Source organism: Comamonas sp. Z1 (assembly GCF_008121555.1).
Lineage (GTDB): Bacteria > Pseudomonadota > Gammaproteobacteria > Burkholderiales > Burkholderiaceae_C > Comamonas > Comamonas thiooxydans.
This window is the reverse complement of the sequence record NZ_VOQT01000005.1, coordinates 252975-272057: the sequence shown is the minus strand read 5'-3', so window position 1 is coordinate 272057 and position 19083 is coordinate 252975. Positions and strand designations below refer to the sequence as shown.

Below are 19083 nucleotides of genomic sequence, written 5' to 3'. Positions count from 1 at the left end.
CATCAAGCCTGGGCAGCAGCCCATTCTGCCGGGGTGTAGGTCTTCATGGACAGGGCATGGACTTCATCGGTGGCCATGCGGTTGCCCAGCGTGGCATATACGAGGCGCTGGCGGCCCAGCAGACGCTGGCCTTCAAACTGTGCAGACACAATGGTGGCAAACCAATGTCGGCCATCGCCTTCCAGCGCAATATGCTCGCAGGGCAGGCCGGCGGCGATCAGGTCTTTGAGTTGGTCTGCAGTCATGGGGAACCTTTAAGCACAAAAGCTGGCGAAACCGGTCATTGTCTCGCAAGCAGCCCTGCGTCAATTCTAAAAATCAGTTACGAATCTTGTAGCCGATACGCAGCAGGTGCACGGCCAGCGCGCTCACGGCCAGCCAGGCAGCGCCCACGATGGCGAAGCTGAGCCATGGCGAGACATCGCTCTGGCCGAAGAAGCCGTACCGGAAGCCGTCGATCATGTAGAAGAACGGGTTGACATGGCTGACCGCCTGCCAGAAGCCGGGCAGCGAGTGCACGGAATAGAACACGCCGGACAGAAAGGTCAGAGGCATGATCAAAAAGTTCTGGAAGGCCGCCATCTGGTCGAACTTCTCGGCCCAGAGGCCGGCGATCAGGCCCAGCGTACCCATCAGGGCGCAGCCCAGAAAGCCGAACACCAGAATCCACAGCGGCGCGGCAAAATCGAGCACGGCAAAGAACAAGGTGACAACAAACACGCCCAGACCCACCAGCAGGCCGCGCAGAATGGCCGCTCCCACATAGGCGCTGAACCAGGCCCAGTGCGACAGCGGCGTGAGCAGCACGAACACCAGCGAGCCCATGATCTTGCTCTGCACCAGGCTGGACGAGCTGTTGGCAAACGCGTTTTGCAACATGCTCATCATCACCAGGCCGGGAATCAGAAACGCGGTGTAGGGGATGCGGTCGTAGACCATGACCCGGCCTTCGAGCACATGGCCGAAAACCAGCAGATACAGCACGGCCGTGAGCACCGGTGCGGCCACGGTCTGAAAGCTCACCTTCCAGAAGCGCAGCACTTCCTTCTTGAGCAGGGTCTGCCAGCCGTTCATTGGACACCTCCTGCAGGAGCCTGTGTCCTGGAGCCTTCATTCATGATGTGGATGAACACATCCTCCAGATCCGCGCGGCGGATTTCCACATCCTCGGGGGTCACCCCCGCCTCGCGCAAAGCGGCCAGCAGTTGCTCCACATCGACTGCATGGGCGGCGGGAATCTGCACGATTCGACCGGTGACACGCGCTCTGTCGGCCACGGCCTTGGGCAGGGCGCTATCGGTCTTGAACTGCAACACATTGCTGGAAGCCGACTTGAGCAGCTCGCTCATGGGCGAGAGCTTGATGATCTCGCCGCGCTTGAGCATGGCCACGCGGCTGCAAAGGGCCTCGGCCTCTTCGAGATAGTGAGTGGTCAGCAGCACCGTATGGCCCTGCTTGTTGAGTTTGGCAATGAAATGCCACAGCGTCTGGCGCAGCTCCACGTCGACGCCGGCCGTGGGCTCGTCCAGCACGATGATGGGCGGCTTGTGCACCAGGGCCTGAGCCACCAGCACGCGGCGCTTCATGCCGCCCGAGAGCTGGCGCATATTGTTGTGGGCCTTGTCCGTCAGGCCCAGGCTGTCGAGCAGCTCGTCGATCCAGTCGTCGTTGTTCTTGACGCCGAAATATCCGGACTGGAACTTCAAGGCCTCGCGCACATTGAAGAAGGGGTCGAACACCAGCTCCTGCGGCACGATGCCCAGCTTGCGGCGTGCATCGGCGTAGTTCGCCTGTACATCGCTGCCCTGCACCAGCACGCGCCCGCCCGTGGCTTGAGCCAGTCCGGCGAGGATGCTGATCATCGTGGTCTTGCCGGCGCCGTTAGGGCCGAGCAGACCGAAGAATTCACCTTCCTCGATATCCAGGCTCACCGATTTGAGGGCCTGAAAATCCCCCTTGGGGGTGCGGTAGGTCTTGGAGACGGATTGGAATGAGACTGCAGACATGGAGCCCATGATTCTAGGGCTTGCCCACAGCCTCTGCCTTGGCGGGGCTTAGCCGGACACAGTGATTCGTCAGCCTAGCCCTGCTGAGCGGTGGCGGCCGCATCGGGCACGGGAGCGGGCATCAGCAAGCCGTCCACGCCATACAGCGCGGCCATGGACTGCAGGCCCTTGGGCAGACCTTCGACAATGAGCTGCTTGCCCACCTCCTGGGCTGCGCGCCGGCAGGCCAGCAGCACGGCCAGAGCCGCCGAGTCAAAAACCTTAACGGCGCTGGCATCCAGCACCACCCGGGCATCCGCATGGCCCGTGACCAGCGGACGCAGACGCAGCAGACAGTCACGCCCCTGACGATAGGTCAGTTCCTTGGGCAGTTGCAGAGGGTTGCTAGCTGAGCGGGCCATGACGTCTGAAGCGCTTTGCTTACTTGGTCGCCGTGGCCGGCATGGAGCTGCGCGAGGCCAGGGTCTTGATCAGGCCGTCAATGCCGTTGGCATTGATTTCCTGCGCAAACTGGTTGCGATAGGTTTCCACCAGCCACACACCGAGCACATTGAAGTTGTAGAGCTTCCAGCCCGTGGCCTGCTTTTCCAGACGGAAATCCAGTTGCACGGGGTCGCCACGGCCGTTGACCTGGGTACGCACCAGCACGTCGGTGTCGCCGGCTGCCATGCGCACAGGCTTGACGGTAATGGTCTGATCGCCGACCTGGGACAGGGCCCCCGCATAGGTGCGAATCAGCAGGGCCTTGAACTCATCCTGCAGCTTCTGGCGCTGCTCGGGCGTGGCCTGACGCCAGGCCGGACCGACAGCGGCCGATGTCATGCGGCGAAAGTCCACATAGGGCATGACCTTCTCGTTGACCAGTGCATTGATCTTGCTGGAATCGCCGTTGCGCAGCGAGGCATCCTTCTTGATGGTCTCCAGCACATCGGCAGAAACGCGCTTGACCAGTGCATCGGGCGCTTCCTCAGCAGCCTGGGCTGCGGGCAGACCCAGATTCAGAGCGAGCACGGCACCTGCTGCCATGCCCCACATGCGACGAGTAATCTTCATTGCGTTTTTTCTCCTAGGCCCGCAAGTGTCACCGCACTCGCGCAGCCTGTGCATCATGTTTGTAACCAAGCTCTACCGGCTCACTGGCCTTCGGGGGGCAGCTTGCCGGCGTTGTCGTCATCATAGTTTTCGAGGCGACCATCGCCGCCGGACGCCGCGCCGCCAATGCGTGAGCGCAGATAGACATCACGCACCAGGCTGTATTTGTCGAGCGCAACAGAGTCCAGCACATCGCCGGCCTTGAGCAGATTGGCACGGTTGTTGACCATGCGCAGACCGAACAGGCTGTTGCGCCAGCGCACATCATCCATGGTGTTGGCAGGATAGCCGAAGGCATCGACCACCAGGCCGGCCGAATCCCGCACCGTGGAAGGACCCCAGAAAGGCAGCACCAGATACGGCCCCGTGGGCATGCCCCAGCGACCCAGAGTCTGGCCAAAGTCCTGCTTCTGGCGCTCGATGCCGGCCTCGCTGGCGATGTCGAACAGACCGCCTATGCCCAGCACCGTGTTCACGCTAAAGCGCACCATGGAGTTGTAGGCACCCTGGCCCTGACCCTGCAGCACATTGTTGACGAAGGACCAAGCATCGCCGAGGTTGTCGAAGAAGTTGGTCACGCCCTGGCGCGCCACGCGCGGCGTCACGTTCTGATAGGCCGTGGCCACGGGCTTGAAGATCGCCTCGTCCACGCCTTCGTTGAAGGAATAGATGCTGCGGTTCATGGACTCCAGCGGGTCGGCTGGGTTGGCAGGGCCTGTGGTTGTGGCGCAGCCGGACAGCAATGCGGCCACGGAAACGCTGGCTGCCAGCGCAACGCGCCTGAGCGCCTGGTTCTCGTCTGACGTCAATTTCGTCTGTGGGCTTGTTGTAGTCATCATTCTTTCGCTCCCCCGTTGGCTGCGGCACCACCGGAATCACCACCCTGCTCCGCCTTGCTGTAGAGAAACTGACCGATCAGATTCTCGAGCACCACGGCAGACTGGGTGGCCGTCACACGGTCGCCTGCCTTGAGGTTCTCTTCGCTGGCGCCCGCTTCAATACCAATGTACTGATCACCCAGCAGGCCGCTTGTCAGAATTTTCAGCGAGCTGTCCTTGGGGAAGGCGTAACGGGTTTCCATGCTCATGGCCACGTCGGCCTGGAAGGTCTGGTCGTTGAAGGCAATGGATTCGATACGACCCACGACCACGCCGGCGCTCTTGACCGCCGCCTTGGGCTTGAGTCCGCCGATATTGTCAAAACGCGCCGTGATCGCATAGGTCTTCTGGAAATTCAGACTCAGCAGATTGGCCGACTGCAAGGCCAGGAACACCAGGGCCAGAGCACCGATCAGCACAAACAGGCCGACCCAGACATCACTTTTCTTTTGCTGCATGATTTTTTACCTCTATCTGCTGAGCAGCCTCAAATGCTGAACATGGTTGCGGTGAGCAGGAAGTCCAGGCCCAGAACCGCTAGCGAAGCCACGACCACGGTGCGGGTGGTGGCACGGGAAACTCCTTCAGGCGTGGGCTTGGCCGCATAGCCTTCGAGCAGGGCCACAAAGGTCACGGCCAGGCCGAAGACAAAGCTCTTGAGCACGCCATTGCCCAGATCGCTCCACCAGTCCACGCCCTGCTGCATCTGGCCCCAGAAAGCACCGCTGTCGACGCCGATCATCACCACGCCCACCAGCCAGCCGCCCAGCACACCCACGGCGCTGAAGACTGCAGCCAGCAAAGGCATGGTGATCAGCCCGGCCCAGAAGCGCGGCGCCAGAATGCGTTTGACGGGGTCCACCGCCATCATCTCCATTGCAGACAGCTGTTCACCGGCCTTCATCAGGCCGATTTCGGCCGTCAGGGCCGTGCCGGCACGACCCGCGAACAGCAGGGCCGTGACCACAGGCCCCAGCTCGCGCAGCAGGCTCAGGGCCACCATCATGCCCAGCGCCTCGGCCGAGCCATAGCGCTGCAGGATGTAATAGCCCTGCAGACCCAGCACAAAGCCCACGAACAGACCGGAGACGCCGATGATGGCCAGCGAATAATTGCCCAGAAAGTGAATCTGGTCGCCGATCAGGCGCGGGCGCCTGAGCGCCGGCCCCATCAAACCCAGCAGGCGCCACAGCAGGCGTGCGCCAATCCCTATGTTGACCAGCTGGCAGCGCACTGCCAGGCCAATGCGTGCGAGAAAGTTCATGCACGCCTCCTGCTGCCAAAGTCCTCGTCGGCGCTGACGCCCGGATAGTGAAACGGCACAGGCCCCGTGGGTCTGGCATGGATGAATTGCTGCACCAGCGGGTCGGTGCTGGCGCGCACCTCCTCCGGTGTGCCCTGGGCGGCAACGCTGCCGGCTCCCAGAATCACCACATGGTCGGCCACGCGGAAAGTTTCTTCCAGATCGTGGGAGACCAGAATCGAGGTCAGGCCCATGGCATCGTTGAGCTGGCGGATCAGCTGTGCCGAGGTACCCAGCGAAATAGGGTCCAGGCCCGCAAAAGGCTCGTCGTACATGATGAGCTCGGGGTCCAGCGCAATCGCGCGGGCCAGTGCCACGCGGCGGGCCATCCCGCCCGAGACCTGGGAAGGCATCAGATCGCGCGCGCCGCGCAGGCCCACGGCATGCAGCTTCATGAGCACGATGTCGCGAATCAGCTCTTCGGGCAGATCGGTGTGCTCGCGCAGCGGAAAGGCCACATTGTCGAACACGCTCATGTCGGTGAACAGCGCACCGAACTGAAACAGCATGCCCATGCGGCGACGCGCGGCGTAGAGCTGCTGCGCATCCATGGTGGTCACGTCCTGGCCGTCAAACAGCACCTGGCCCTGCTGGGCGTGGTTCTGCCCGCCGATCAGACGCAGCACCGTGGTCTTGCCACCGCCCGATGCGCCCATCAGCGCCGTGACCTTGCCGCGCGGCACTTGCAGGGACAGATCGCGCAGGATGACGCGGTCACCATAGCCAAAGGTGACATTGCGCAGTTCCACAAAGGGTGCGTTGGGTGACATGCGTGAATAGCCGCTCAAGAGAAAGCAAACTGGTATTGTGCCGACAAGCTCGGCAAAAAGCTCGGGTTAGCCCCAAGTAAACATACATTCGCGAATGTTTCTTGAAGGTCTGGCTTGAATTGCAGAGCATTCACTCCTTTTTCAGGAGCATTAAGTGCTTACTGTTTATGCGCAAACTGCTGTTTTTGCGATATGAAACCGCATCAGCAGCTGCGACTTATTTACAACATATTCTGCAGAAACGCCTTGGTACGCTCGTGCTGAGGTGCCACAAAGAATGCTTCGGACGGGCCTTGCTCGACGATGTAGCCACCGTCCATGAAGATGACGCGGTTGGCCACCTCTCGCGCAAAACCCATCTCGTGGGTCACGACCAGCATGGTCATGTGCTCCTCGGCCAGTTCGCGCATGGTGCGCAGCACCTCGCCGGTCAGCTCGGGATCCAGCGCCGAGGTGGGCTCGTCGAACAACAGAATGTCCGGCTCCATGGCCAGCGCACGGGCAATCGCCACGCGCTGCTTCTGACCGCCGGAGAGATGGTTGGGGTAGGCATCGCGCTTGGCCGCCAGACCCACCTTGGCAAGCAGAGCCTCGGCCTTGGGAATGATGTCTTCGCGCTTCATGCCCTTGACGATGACGGGCGCCTCGATGATGTTTTCCAGCACCGTGAGATGGGGAAACAGATTGAAGGACTGAAACACCATGCCCATCTTGCGGCCGATCTTGCGGATTTCGGCATCGCTCACATACTGAGCCCTGGCCTCGCCCTCGGAGCGCGCCAACACCTCGCCTTCGATGCTGATGGTGCCGCGGTCAATCGTCTCCAGGTGGTTGAGGCAGCGCAAAAAGGTGCTCTTGCCCGAGCCGGACGGGCCGATCACGGCCACCACCTCGCCGCGCAGCAGCTCCAGAGAGACGCCGCGCAGCACTTCGTTGCTGCCAAAGGCCTTGTGGATGCCCTGGGCGGAAATCATCACATCAGGCGTCGTACTTGGCATATTTTTTCTCAAGATATTGGAAGCCCCAGGTCAGCACCAGGGTCATGATGAGATAGAAGGCCGCAGCTACGATGAAGGGCGTGAAGCTGAAGTCGCGCTGCACCACGCCGCGCGCCACGCGCAGCAGATCGTTGAGTGCCAGCACATAGATCAGCGAGGTGTCCTTGACCAGGGTGATGGTCTCGTTGCTGACGGGCGGCAGGATGCGGGCCCACATCTGGGGCAGCACGATGCGGCGCATGGTCTGGGCATAGGTCATGCCCAGCACCTTGGCGCCCTCGTACTGGCCGCGGTCCACGGACTTGATGCCGGCGCGGAAGATCTCCGCAAAGTAGGCCGCATAGTTCAGCGCAAACGCCACCACGGCGGCAGGAAAGTCGGGCAGGCGCACACCGATGTAGGGCACAAAGGGCAGCGCGAAGTACACGAACAGCAGCTGCAGCATCAGCGGCGTGCCACGCATCAGCCAGATATAGGCGCCCACGGCGCTGCTCAGCGGCTTGATGCTGGAGATGCGCATCAGCGCCAGCGCCAGACCCATGGGAATGGACAGCGCCAGCGTGATGAAAAACAGCTTGAGTGTGACAAGGGCACCAGCCGACATGGGCCCCAGGAGCGAGATTACATAGTCCATCAAATGGCCTTCAGTGTGGCGCTGCAGCTATCGAAAGCCCGCCACAGGCACGGGCGTGCGCAGGAGGAAGTGTTTGCACGCATTGTCGTCGCAAAAAAAACCGGCAATGCCAGGCATTGCCGGTGCAGTACGTCAAAAAGGGATTAGTGCTTGATGACGTCGGCGCCGAACCACTTCTGGGCGATTTCAGCAGCCTTGCCGTCCTTCTTCATTTCGGTCAGCACATCGTTGACCTTGTTGCGAGTGGCTTCGTCGTCCTTGCGGAAACCCACACCGTAGTCTTCGGTGCCGAAGTCCTCGGCCAGCACCACGTAGTTGTCGGGCTTCTTGTTGACGTAGTAGCGACCCACCACTTCATCCACCACCACCACGTCCAGACGGCCGGCTTCCAGGTCCATCATGGCAGCGATGTTGTCACCGAAAAGCTTGGTTTCCTTGAACTTGTCCGACAGTTCCTTGTCCTTGGTCAGGGCGGTCACGGCGCTGGAGCCTTCCTGGGCGCCCACGATCTTGCCGACCATGTCAGCCTTGCCCTTGATGGGAGAGCCGGCCTTCACGATGATGATCTGCTTGTTCACCATATAGGGGTCGGAGAACAGGATCTTTTCCTTGCGCTCTTCCAGAATGGTCAGGCCGTTCCACAGAGCGTCCACGCGCTTGCCCAGCAGCTCGGCTTCCTTGGCGTTCCAGTCGATGGGCTTGAACTCCACTTCGATATTCGCGCGCTTGGCGACTTCACGGGCCATGTCGATGTCGAAACCGACCAGCTCGTTCTTTTCGTCACGGAAACCCATGGGCGGGAAGTTGTCGTCCAGGCCCACCACCAGCTTGGCGGCGGCTGCTGCGGGAGCGGGCGCAGGAGCTGCAGCGGTGTTGCTTGCGGGCTCGTTCTTGCCGCAGGCAGCCAAAATTGCAGTCAGGGCCACCGAGGCCAGCAGGGTACGTTTTTTCATGGCGTCAAAATTTGAAGTGGAAAAAGCGGAGGCAGGGGCTTTGTCTCCCGTCCGGGGCCACCGCAGCCGCCCCGAAGCCGGGCTGCCGCCAGCGCCGAATCCGCTATTGTCGCGCAGACGGGACAGAACGTCACTCGCCGGTCGCAAAACCATCACGACTTAGGCAAAACAGGTTCAGGCAAGACGGCTTCCTCAGGGGGCAGACCGTTGTTGCATTCTTGTTTGCACAAGTCCACACCATGTGCAAGCTTGCCAAACTCCAAACCATGTCACCACCGTCACCAGACACCAGCCAGCTCCCGCCTGCCTTGCAGCAGGCCTATCGCGATGCGCTCTACCGGGTCGATGCAGCCCAGGGCGCTGTCGCACAGACGCTACGCGTGGGCGAGCGCAATGACTGGCTCGGGCAACAACTGGGACGGCAGCTCGTCCAGGCCGCCTGCTATCTCACTGCCTGCAATCCCTTGGGACAGATCCTGGAACCTGCGGAGAACGCCCGCCGCATGCGCGCCCTGCGCCAGGAGCTGGACAGCGAGGGCTGGCAGTACCTGGGCGGCTCGGGCCAGGACCCGCTCGGCCATTGGCCTGCGGAGGACAGCGTGATGATCTGGGGCATGGATGCCGACACGGCCATGCAATGGGGCCGGCACTGGCAGCAGAATGCCGTGCTGTGGAGCGATGCCGACGCCCGCCCTCGGCTTCTGTGGCTACGCTGACTTTTTCTAATAGCAACTTACGCTTTACAGCAATCAAAAACCCACTGAAATCTCTCTGAATTCCATTTAAGGAAAGCGCTTGAAGCTATCAAAAACAAAAGGCATTCCGGGGAATGCCTTTTGTTTGATGACCCGCCGTGAATGATCAGCGAGGCAGTTCGCTGGCGCCCATCAGGAACTCGTCCACGGCACGTGCGGCCTGGCGGCCTTCACGAATGGCCCACACGACCAGCGACTGGCCACGGCGGATGTCGCCGGCAGCGAACACCTTGGACACGCTGGTGGCATAGCCGCCGATGAAATCGGTGCTGGCCTTGGCGTTGCCGCGCGCATCCTTGTCGACGCCAAAGGCTTCGAGCACGGTGGCGACGGGGTTCACAAAGCCCATGGCCAGCAGCACCAGATCCGCAGGCCAGACCTTTTCCGTGCCGGGCACTTCGCTCAGCTTGCCATCCTTGAACTCGACCTGCACGGTGGTCAGGCTCTTGACCTTGCCCTTTTCGCCGCCGAATTCCTTGGTGGAGATGGCGAACTCGCGCACCACGCCTTCATCGTGGCTGGACGAGGTACGCAGCTTGATCGGCCAGTAAGGCCAGACCAGGGGCTTGTTCTCCTGCTCGGGCGGCATGGGCATGACCTCGAACTGGGTCACGCTCTTGGCGCCGTGGCGGTTGGAGGTGCCCACGCAGTCGGAGCCGGTGTCGCCACCGCCGATGACGATGACATGCTTGCCGTCGGCACGGATCTGGCCCTTGAGCTTGTCGCCCGCGTTGACCTTGTTCTGCTGGGGCAGGAACTCCATCGCGAAGTGCACGCCTTCCAGATCTCGGCCGGGCACGGGCAGATCACGCGACTGCTCGGAGCCGCCAGTCAGCAGCACGGCATCGAACTCGGCGTTGAGCTGCTCGGGGCTGATGGTTTCCTTGGCCCAGTTGGTGACCTTGGAGTCCTTGCCCAAGCCGTCCTTGCCGGCAATCAGCACGCCGGTGCGGATCTTCAGGCCTTCGGCCACCATCTGCTCGACACGGCGATCGATCAGGCCCTTGTCCAGCTTGAAGTCGGGGATGCCGTAGCGCAGCAGGCCGCCCACGCGGTCGTTCTTCTCGAACAGGGTCACGTCGTGGCCGGCGCGCACCAATTGCTGGGCTGCCGCCATGCCTGCAGGGCCGGCACCGACCACGGCCACCTTCTTGCCGGTCTTGTGCTTGGGCAGCAGGGGCTTGACCCAGCCTTCGCTCCAGGCACGGTCGATGATGGAGTGTTCGATGGACTTGATGCCGATGGCGTCGCCATTGATATTGGCCACGCAGGCAGCTTCGCAGGGTGCGGGGCAGATGCGGCCCGTGAACTCGGGGAAGTTGTTGGTGCTGTGCAGCGTGGTGATGGCGTTCTTCCAGTCACCCTGGTACACGAGGTCGTTGAAGTCCGGAATGATGTTGTTGACCGGGCAGCCGTTGTTGCAGAACGGCGTGCCGCAGTCCATGCAGCGTGCAGCCTGCACCTTGGCCTGATCGGTGGTCAGGCCGATGACGAATTCCTTGTAGTGCTTGAGACGTTCCGCAACGGGGGCATAGCCCTCTTCGATGCGCTCGTATTCCATGAAGCCGGTGGTCTTTCCCATGATCTTTAATCCTTGAAATCTGTGTTCGCTTGCAGTGCGGTGGCCGCCTGGCCGCCACCGCTTGGAGCCGTGTTTACTTGGCGGCTACTGCTTCTTTCTGAGGAGCTGCTGGCGCTTTCGCAGCTTGCTTTTCCTTCTGTTTGCGTTCAAAGATCTCGCCGAGTGCACGCTGGTACTCGGTCGGGAACACCTTGACAAACTTGGCACGCGCTGCGGCCCAGTTGTCCAGCAGATCACGGGCACGCTTGGAACCCGTCCAGCGGCTGTGAGCCTCCACCATATTGCGCAGTTGCTGATCGTCGCTCTGGCCGCGGTGCCAGATGCCGGGATCGACACGCGAGACAAACTCGTCGTGCGGCAGCACCTTCTCCAGCTTCACCGAAGCGGTGTTGCAACGCTCGGCAAACTTGCCGTCCTCGTCGTAGACATAGGCTACGCCGCCGCTCATGCCGGCCGCGAAGTTGCGGCCGGTCTTGCCCAGCACGACCACGGTACCGCCGGTCATGTATTCGCAGCCGTGGTCACCCACGCCTTCGACCACGGCCGTGGCGCCGGACAGACGCACGGCAAAGCGCTCGCCGGCCACGCCGCTGAAGAAGGCCTCACCGCTGGTGGCGCCGAACATCACGGTGTTGCCCACGATGGTGTTGGTGGTGGTGGAGCCACGGAACTCATGGCTGGGATGCACCACCACACGGCCGCCGGACAGGCCCTTGCCGGTGTAGTCGTTGGCTTCGCCGCTGAGGTTCAGCGTGATGCCGTTGCACAGGAAGGCACCGAAGGACTGGCCGCCCGTACCTTCGAAGTGGATGCGGATGGTGTCGTCTGGCAGGCCTTCGGCGTGATGCTTGGTCACCGCGCCAGAGAGCATGGCACCGACGGAGCGGTTGACGTTGCGCGCCACTTCCATGATGCGCACCTTCTCGCCGTTGTCGATGGCGGGCTTGCAGCGCTCGATGAGCTTGACGTCCAGCGCCTTGTCCAGCAGGTGATCCTGGCTTTCCACGTGATAGCGGGCCACGTCGGCAGGCACTTCGGGCTGGGCGAACAGACGGCTGAAGTCCAGGCCCTGAGCCTTCCAGTGTTCGATGCCCTTGCGGGTGTCGAGCAGGTCGGAGCGGCCGATCAGGTCGTCGAACTTGGCGATACCCAGCTGGGCCATGATCTGGCGCACTTCTTCGGCGATGAAGAAGAAATAGTTCACCACATGCTCGGGTTTGCCGGTGAACTTGGCACGCAGCACGGGATCTTGCGTGGCTACGCCCACGGGGCAGGTGTTGAGGTGGCACTTGCGCATCATGATGCAGCCTTCCACCACCAGCGGAGCCGTGGCGAAGCCGAACTCGTCGGCACCCAGCAGAGCACCGATGACCACGTCGCGGCCGGTCTTCATCTGGCCGTCGGCCTGCACACGCACACGGCCGCGCAGACGGTTCAGCACCAGGGTCTGCTGGGTCTCGGCCAGGCCGATTTCCCAGGGGCCGCCCGCATGCTTGATGGAGGACCAGGGCGAGGCGCCGGTGCCGCCGTCGTGCCCTGCGATCACCAGGTGATCGCTCTTGCACTTGGTCACGCCTGCGGCAATCGTGCCCACACCGACTTCGGACACCAGCTTGGTGCTGATGCTGGCGTGCGGAGCCACGTTCTTCAGATCGTGGATCAGCTGCGCCAGGTCTTCGATCGAGTAGATGTCATGGTGTGGAGGAGGCGAGATCAGGCCCACACCGGGCACCGAGTGACGCAGTGCGCCGATGTAGTCGGAGACCTTGCCGCCGGGCAGCTGACCGCCTTCACCGGGCTTGGCGCCCTGAGCCATCTTGATCTGGATCTGGTCCGAAGAGGCCAGATATTCGGCAGTCACGCCGAAACGACCGGACGCGACCTGCTTGATCTTGGAGCGCAGCGAGTCGCCGGCCTGCAGTTCGATATCGGACTCGACCTTGTCCTTGCCGATGATGGAGGCCAGGGTTTCGCCCTTGCTGATGGGGATGCCCTTGAGCTCGTTGCGATAGCGCTTGGGATCTTCGCCGCCTTCGCCGGTGTTGCTCTTGCCGCCGATGCGGTTCATGGCCACGGCCAGCGTGGCATGGGCTTCGGTGGAGATGGAGCCCAGGGACATGGCACCCGTGGCAAAGCGCTTCACGATTTCCTTGGCCGACTCGACCTGGTCCACGGGAATCGCCTTGGCGGGATCGAACTTGAACTCGAACAGGCCGCGCAGCGTCATGTGGCGCTTGGTCTGGTCGTTGATCAGCTGGGCGTATTCCTTGTAGGTGCTGAAGTTGTTGGCACGTGTGGAGTGCTGCAGCTTGGCGATCACGTCAGGCGTCCACATATGCTCTTCGCCACGGGCGCGCCAGGCGTACTCGCCGCCGGCATCCAGCATGGTTTCGAGCACGGGGTCGTCGCTGAAGGCAGCTTCGTGGTTGCGGATGGTTTCCTCGGCGATCTCGAAGACGCCGATGCCTTCCACACGGCTGGCCGTGCCCGTGAAGTACTTGTCCACGGTCTCGCTGTTCAGGCCCACGGCTTCGAACAGCTGGGCGCCGCAGTAGGACATATAGGTGGACACGCCCATCTTGGACATGATCTTGGACAGGCCCTTGCCGATGGCCTTCACATAGTGATAGATGGCCTTGTCGGCAGTGATGGGCGCAGCTTCGCGGCTGAAGATGTCGACCAGGGTCTCCATCGCCAGATAGGGATGCACGGCTTCCGCACCGTAGCCGGCCAGCACGGCGAAGTGGTGCACTTCGCGGGCCGTGCCGGTTTCCACCACCAGACCGGCGGTGGTGCGCAGGCCTTCACGCACCAGATGCTGGTGGATGGCGGACAGAGCCAGCAGCGCAGGGATGGCCACTTGCGTGGCGCTCATGTTGCGGTCGCTGATGATCAGGATGTTGGCACCGCCCTTGATCTCGTCCACGGCGTGGGCGCACAGCGAGGCCAGCTTGGCTTCCACACCCTGCTTGCCCCAGGACAGCGGGTAGGTAATGTCGATCGTCGAGCTCTTGAACTTGCCGTTGGTGCGCTTCTCGATATCACGCAGCCTGGCCATGCCTTCGAAGTCGAGCACGGGCTGCTGCAGCTCCAGGCGCATGGGCGGGTTGACCTGGTTGATGTCCAGCAGGTTGGGCTTGGGGCCCACGAACGACACCAGCGACATCACGATCGCTTCGCGGATCGGGTCGATGGGGGGGTTCGTCACCTGGGCGAACATCTGACGGAAGTAGTTGTACAGCGGCTTGTTCTTGTCGGACAGCACGGCCAGCGGGCTGTCGTTGCCCATGGAGCCAATGCCTTCCTCGCCCTTTTCGGCCATCGGGGTCAACAGGAACTTGATGTCTTCCTGCGTGAAGCCGAAAGCTTGCTGGCGGTCCAGCAGGGACAGCTCGGTCTTGGCTGCGGGTACCTTGAAGTCGGCGGGGATTTCCACCTCGTCGAGCTTGATGCGCAGGTTCTCGATCCACTGCTTGTAGGGCTTGGTGTTGACGACGTTGGCCTTGAGTTCTTCGTCTTCGATCATGCGACCCTGCTCCAGGTCGATCAGCAGCATCTTGCCGGGCTGCAGGCGCCACTTGCGCACGATCTTGCTATCGGGCACGGGCAGCACGCCGGCTTCGGAAGCCAGGATCACCATATCGTCGTCGGTGATGCAGTAGCGCGAGGGGCGCAGACCGTTGCGGTCCAGCGTGGCGCCGATCTGGCGACCATCGGTAAACACGATGGAGGCGGGGCCGTCCCAGGGCTCGATCATCGCAGCGTGGTATTCATAGAAGGCGCGGCGACGCTCGTCCATGGCTTCGTGCTGCTCCCAGGGCTCGGGAATCATCATCATCACGGCCTGGCTGATGGGGTAGCCGGCCATGGTCAGCAGTTCCAGGCAGTTGTCGAAGGTGGCAGTGTCGGACTGGCCGGCAAAGCTGATGGGATAGAGCTTTTGCAGGTCTTCGCCCAGCACGGGAGAGGCCATCACGCCTTCGCGCGCCAGCATCCAGTTGTAGTTGCCGCGCACGGTGTTGATTTCACCGTTGTGGGCCACATAGCGGTAGGGGTGAGCCAGAGGCCACTCGGGGAAGGTGTTGGTGGAGAAACGCTGGTGCACCAGGCCGATGGCCGAGACGCAGCGCTCGTCGGCCAGATCACGGTAGTACACGCCCACCTGATCGGCCAGCAGCAGGCCCTTGTAGACCACGGTGCGGCTGCTCATGCTGGGAACGTAGTATTCCTTGCTGTGCTTGAGGCCCAGGTTCTGGATGGCGGCCGAGGCCGTCTTGCGGATCACGTACAGCTTGCGCTCCAGCGCGTCCTGCACGATGACGTCGGCGCCACGGCCGATGAAGACCTGGCGCAGGATGGGCTCCTTTTCCTGCACGGTGGGCGACATGGGCATGTCGCGGTTCACCGGCACATCGCGCCAGCCCAGCAGCACCTGGCCTTCGGCCTTGATGGCGCGCTCCATTTCCTGCTGGCAGGCCAGGCGCGAGGCATGTTCCTTGGGCAGGAAGATCATGCCCACGCCATATTCGCCGGCGGGAGGCAGTGCCACGCCCTGCTTGGCCATTTCTTCGCGGTAGAGCTGATCGGGGATCTGGATCAGGATACCGGCGCCGTCACCCATCAGAGGGTCCGCACCCACTGCACCGCGATGGTCGATGTTCTCGAGGATCTTCAGTGCCCCCAGCACGATGTCATGGCGCTTCTGGCCCTTGATATGGGCCACAAAGCCCAGACCGCAGGCATCGTGTTCGTTGCTCTTGGAGTACAGACCGTGGTCCTGGAGATACTTGATCTCGGCAGCAGTCGTCATGGGGAATCCTCTTATATCAATCGCGGGGAACGCAAGATTACGACAGGACATGAAGTTATGCAATAAGTTTTAATTAGGGTCAGATTCCAATTAATTCCCAACTTTTTTTATTTGCATTTAATTAGGGACATATAAAAATAGAGTGAAGCAATCCAATAAAAACAAAGGGTTGGAAGAACCGCCTAGTCTTCGTGCACCGAAGCTGTGCGTGCTGCAGGCCTGCCGGCCTTCTGCCGCTTCACGCGTCGCTCGGTTTTCTGTTGCAAATTTTCAATGAAATCGGGCTCACCCAAAGCCCAGCCACGCAGTGCGGCATGGCTGATCTGCGCCTGGGTATCGGCATCCAGACCGGCCTCCACGGCTCTGACATAAGCGGCATCTCTGGCAAACGGCGTGTTGCCCAGAGCCCAGAAAAGCGCATGCGGGCTGATGAGCGCATCGCTTTGCAGGCCTGCGTTGTGCGCATAGCTGGACCAGGGCCAGTCCACCGCGCGCTGCACCAGCCCGTCGCGCACGGGGTTGAGATCCATGGAGACCATGGTGGCCATCAGCCATTGCTCGGCCTGCAGCACGGTGCAGCGATAGCGCCCCTCCCACAGCGTACCGGTGCGTCCGTGGCGGTTGTTGAAGTAGCGCACATAGCTGCGCCCCACGGCCTGCATGAACTGGGGCACGCCCTGCTCCGTTCTGGGCGTCAGCAGCAGATGGAAGTGATTGGGCATGAGCACATAGGCATGCACATCGACCTCGAAGCGCCGCGCCATCTCGCGCATCAGATCCAGCATGACCAGGCGATCCTGCGCGTCCACAAAGATCTCGCCGCTGTTGTTGCCACGCTGGATGATGTGGTGCGGCATGTTTGCCAGCGTGAGACGGGGAAGACGGGCCATGGAGCGGACTTGAGCAGGGGCGACAGAGAAGGCGTTTCGGTCATTATGAAGCGTCGCGCCAGGGCCGACGCGTCCTCAGGCGCCAGACATCACAGATGCATGCGACCCGAAGCACTCAGCAACTGACTGATGTGGCGCGTAGCGGCCAGCAACTGCGGCAGCAACCGCTCGCGCATCATCTGCTCGCTGGTGCGGTTGGCCTGACCACTGATGTTGAGCGCCGCCACGGTCTGGCCGCGCGCATTGCGTATGGGGGCGGCAATCGAGATCAGGCCCTCCTCCAGCTCCTGGTTGAGCAGGGCCCAGCCCTGCTCGCGCACGCGGGCAATCTCGGCATGCAGCTCGTCGTCGCCGGTCAGCGTGTGGCGCGTGAAGGCGCGCTGCTCGCGCCGGGCCATCAGCGCCCGCAGCTCATCGGGGGGCAGAGCCGCCAGCAGCACCCGGCCCATGGATGTCCAGAAGGCAGGCAGTCGCGAGCCCACGCCCAGATTGGTACTCATGATCTTGTGCGTGTGCACGCGCAGAACATAGACCACGTCCAGGCCCTCGAGCACCGCGGCCGAGCATGACTCCTTGACCTCGTCCACCAGCGCCTCCATCGCAGGCTCGGCCAGATTCCACAGCGGCGTGGAGCTCAGATAGGCAAAGCCCAGATCCAGGATGCGCGGCGTAAGTGCGTAGTACTTGCCATCGCTGCGCACATAGCCCAGCGTCTGCAGCGTCAGCAGGATGCGCCTTGCACCGGCACGCGTCAGACCCGTGGCGGCAGCCACCTCGCTGAGCGTCTGCTCGGGCGCCCTGGCGCTGAACGAACGTATGACTTCCAGCCCCCTGGCAAAGGACTGCACATAGCTGTCACCGGGCTTGAGCGAGACCGCTTCGCCCTCGACCTGGGTTTTCCCTGATGTGGTTTTTACAGTCTCCATTTTCATCATCCTTTTCTACAATTCTTTTAGCGAACAAATGTTCTATATGCGAACATTTTAGCGCCAATGGCGCAGATCTTTGTGTAGAAAATTGGAGACACCCATGATCAACAAGATCGCCGACTCGGTCGCTCAGGCCCTGTCCGGCATTCAAAACGGCTCCACCGTGCTCATCGGCGGCTTCGGCACCTCGGGCATCCCCGGCGAGCTGATCGACGGCCTGATCGCCCAGGGTGCACGCGAGCTCACCGTGGTCAACAACAATGCCGGCAATGGCGACACCGGCCTGGCCGCCCTGCTCAAGACCGGCCAGGTGCGCAAGATCATCTGCAGCTTCCCGCGCCAGGTGGACAGCTGGGTCTTCGACGAGCTGTACCGCAGCGGCAAGATCGAGCTCGAACTGGTGGCCCAGGGCAATCTGGCCGAGCGCATGCGCGCTGCCGCCGCAGGCATAGGCGCTTTCTTCTGCCCCACGGCCTACGGCACCGAACTCGCAAAAGGCAAGGAAACGCGCGAGATCAACGGCAAGCACTATGTGCTGGAGTACCCCATCCATGGCGATGTGGCCTTGATCAAGGCAGAAAAAGGCGACCGCTGGGGCAATCTGACCTACCGCATGTCGGCGCGCAACTTCGGCCCCGTGATGGCTTCGGCCGCCAGGTTCACCGTGGCCACCGTGCATGAGATCGTGGAACTCGGCCAGCTTGACCCCGAAACCGTGGTCACCCCGGGCATCTATGTGAGCCAGGTGGTGAAGATCGAGCGCGTGGCCACCCAGGCCGGCGGCTTCAAGAAGGCGGCCTGAGCCCGCCAAGGTCCAGCAAGGAGATACAAGCGTGAGCTATCAAAAACGAAGCAAGGACGAACTGGCCCTGCGCGTGGCCCAGGATATTCATGACGGTGCCTATGTGAATCTGGGCATAGGCCAGCCCACCCTGGTGGCCAACCACATCCCCGCAGGACGCGAGATCGTGCTGCAAAGCGAGAACGGCATTCTGGGCATGGGCCCGGCACCGGCGGCCGGCTCCGAAGATTACGACCTGACCAATGCCGGCAAGCAGCCCGTGACCCTGCTGCCCGGCGGCAGCTATTTCCACCACGCCGACAGCTTCGCCATGATGCGCGGCGGTCACCTGGACATCTGCGTACTCGGAGCCTTCCAGGTTTCGGCCACGGGCGATCTGGCCAACTGGAGCACCGGCGAGCCCGGCGCCATCCCCGCCGTGGGCGGAGCCATGGACCTGGCCATTGGCGCCAAGCAGACCTGGGTGATGATGGATCTGCTCACCAAAAAGGGCGAGAGCAAGGTCGTGGCCCAGTGCAGCTACCCGCTGACCGGCCTGGGCTGCGTCAAGCGCATCTACACCGATCTGTGCACCCTGGCCTGCACACCCGAGGGGCTGCGCCTGATCGACAAGGTCGAAGGCCTGGAGCACGCCGAACTCGAACGCATCGTGGGCCTTCCCATCGCGGCCTGAACGGCCCT

19 protein-coding genes are annotated in these 19083 nt (G+C 62.1%); 3 read left to right on the top strand and 16 right to left on the bottom strand.

What is annotated here, in order from left to right:
- Positions 1–2: 2 nt before the first annotated feature.
- The 12 genes from FSY45_RS12155 to FSY45_RS12100 form a co-directional block, all read right to left on the bottom strand.
- The gene (locus tag FSY45_RS12155; protein ID WP_003062090.1) at positions 3–245 is read right to left on the bottom strand and encodes a BolA family protein; all 243 of its coding nucleotides are present in this window, start codon (positions 243–245) and stop codon (positions 3–5) included.
- Between the two features lie 73 nt (positions 246–318).
- Positions 319–1074 (bottom strand): ABC transporter permease, encoded by a 756-nt coding sequence (locus tag FSY45_RS12150; protein WP_046461066.1) that lies wholly within the window; start codon positions 1072–1074, stop codon positions 319–321.
- Positions 1071–2006 (bottom strand): ABC transporter ATP-binding protein, encoded by a 936-nt coding sequence (locus FSY45_RS12145; RefSeq protein WP_034348309.1) that lies wholly within the window; start codon positions 2004–2006, stop codon positions 1071–1073. Before FSY45_RS12145 ends, FSY45_RS12150 begins: the two co-directional genes overlap by 4 nt.
- A 74-nt stretch (positions 2007–2080) precedes the next feature.
- The gene (locus FSY45_RS12140; RefSeq protein ID WP_012837066.1) at positions 2081–2407 is read right to left on the bottom strand and encodes a lipid asymmetry maintenance protein MlaB; all 327 of its coding nucleotides are present in this window, start codon (positions 2405–2407) and stop codon (positions 2081–2083) included.
- A gap of 19 nt (positions 2408–2426) precedes the next feature.
- On the bottom strand, positions 2427–3059 hold the full coding sequence (locus FSY45_RS12135; protein ID WP_034348276.1) for a phospholipid-binding protein MlaC: 633 nt from the start codon (positions 3057–3059) through the stop codon (positions 2427–2429).
- Positions 3060–3139: 80 nt separating this feature from the next.
- Complete coding sequence (locus FSY45_RS12130) at positions 3140–3937, bottom strand: VacJ family lipoprotein (RefSeq protein WP_012837064.1); 798 nt, start codon at positions 3935–3937, stop codon at positions 3140–3142.
- On the bottom strand, positions 3934–4434 hold the full coding sequence (mlaD, locus tag FSY45_RS12125; protein WP_003062074.1) for an outer membrane lipid asymmetry maintenance protein MlaD: 501 nt from the start codon (positions 4432–4434) through the stop codon (positions 3934–3936). The genes FSY45_RS12130 and mlaD overlap by 4 nt, the downstream gene beginning before the upstream one ends.
- Before the next feature lie 29 nt (positions 4435–4463).
- Entirely contained in the window at positions 4464–5240 is a 777-nt protein-coding gene (gene mlaE, locus FSY45_RS12120; protein WP_046461065.1) for a lipid asymmetry maintenance ABC transporter permease subunit MlaE, read from the bottom strand.
- Positions 5237–6049: an ABC transporter ATP-binding protein gene (locus tag FSY45_RS12115; RefSeq protein ID WP_012837063.1), complete on the bottom strand. Its 813-nt coding sequence runs from the start codon at positions 6047–6049 to the stop codon at positions 5237–5239. The genes mlaE and FSY45_RS12115 overlap by 4 nt, the downstream gene beginning before the upstream one ends.
- Positions 6050–6270: 221 nt before the next feature.
- Positions 6271–7047, bottom strand: a complete 777-nt coding sequence (locus FSY45_RS12110) for an amino acid ABC transporter ATP-binding protein (protein ID WP_003062063.1) — start codon at positions 7045–7047, stop codon at positions 6271–6273.
- Positions 7028–7681 carry an amino acid ABC transporter permease gene (locus FSY45_RS12105; protein WP_003058677.1) on the bottom strand — a complete coding sequence of 218 codons (654 nt, stop codon included), beginning with the start codon at positions 7679–7681 and terminating at the stop codon, positions 7028–7030. Before FSY45_RS12105 ends, FSY45_RS12110 begins: the two co-directional genes overlap by 20 nt.
- A gap of 143 nt (positions 7682–7824) precedes the next feature.
- Entirely contained in the window at positions 7825–8634 is an 810-nt protein-coding gene (locus tag FSY45_RS12100) for an amino acid ABC transporter substrate-binding protein (protein ID WP_003062059.1), read from the bottom strand.
- Positions 8635–8900: 266 nt separating this feature from the next.
- Here FSY45_RS12100 and FSY45_RS12095 point away from each other — a divergent pair, with 266 nt between their 5' ends.
- Entirely contained in the window at positions 8901–9350 is a 450-nt protein-coding gene (locus FSY45_RS12095; protein WP_034361381.1) for a DUF3293 domain-containing protein, read from the top strand.
- A gap of 145 nt (positions 9351–9495) precedes the next feature.
- Here FSY45_RS12095 and FSY45_RS12090 read toward each other — a convergent pair whose 3' ends face one another.
- The 4 genes from FSY45_RS12090 to FSY45_RS12075 form a co-directional block, all read right to left on the bottom strand.
- Positions 9496–10971 (bottom strand): glutamate synthase subunit beta, encoded by a 1476-nt coding sequence (locus FSY45_RS12090; RefSeq protein WP_003062054.1) that lies wholly within the window; start codon positions 10969–10971, stop codon positions 9496–9498.
- Between the two features lie 73 nt (positions 10972–11044).
- A complete protein-coding gene (locus FSY45_RS12085; protein ID WP_046461064.1) occupies positions 11045–15781 on the bottom strand; it encodes a glutamate synthase-related protein in 4737 nt (1578 codons plus the stop codon).
- A 182-nt stretch (positions 15782–15963) separates the two neighbouring features.
- The gene (locus FSY45_RS12080; protein WP_003062049.1) at positions 15964–16671 is read right to left on the bottom strand and encodes a transposase; all 708 of its coding nucleotides are present in this window, start codon (positions 16669–16671) and stop codon (positions 15964–15966) included.
- Between the two features lie 89 nt (positions 16672–16760).
- Positions 16761–17597, bottom strand: coding sequence for an IclR family transcriptional regulator (locus FSY45_RS12075; RefSeq protein ID WP_034361331.1), 837 nt, complete (start codon positions 17595–17597; stop codon positions 16761–16763).
- Positions 17598–17700: 103 nt separating this feature from the next.
- Between FSY45_RS12075 and FSY45_RS12070 the strand changes: the two genes are divergently transcribed.
- Together FSY45_RS12070 and FSY45_RS12065 are read left to right on the top strand one after the other, a co-directional pair.
- The gene (locus FSY45_RS12070; protein ID WP_046461063.1) at positions 17701–18402 is read left to right on the top strand and encodes a 3-oxoacid CoA-transferase subunit A; all 702 of its coding nucleotides are present in this window, start codon (positions 17701–17703) and stop codon (positions 18400–18402) included.
- Between the two features lie 31 nt (positions 18403–18433).
- Positions 18434–19075 (top strand): 3-oxoacid CoA-transferase subunit B, encoded by a 642-nt coding sequence (locus FSY45_RS12065; protein WP_003058693.1) that lies wholly within the window; start codon positions 18434–18436, stop codon positions 19073–19075.
- Positions 19076–19083 lie beyond the last annotated feature (8 nt).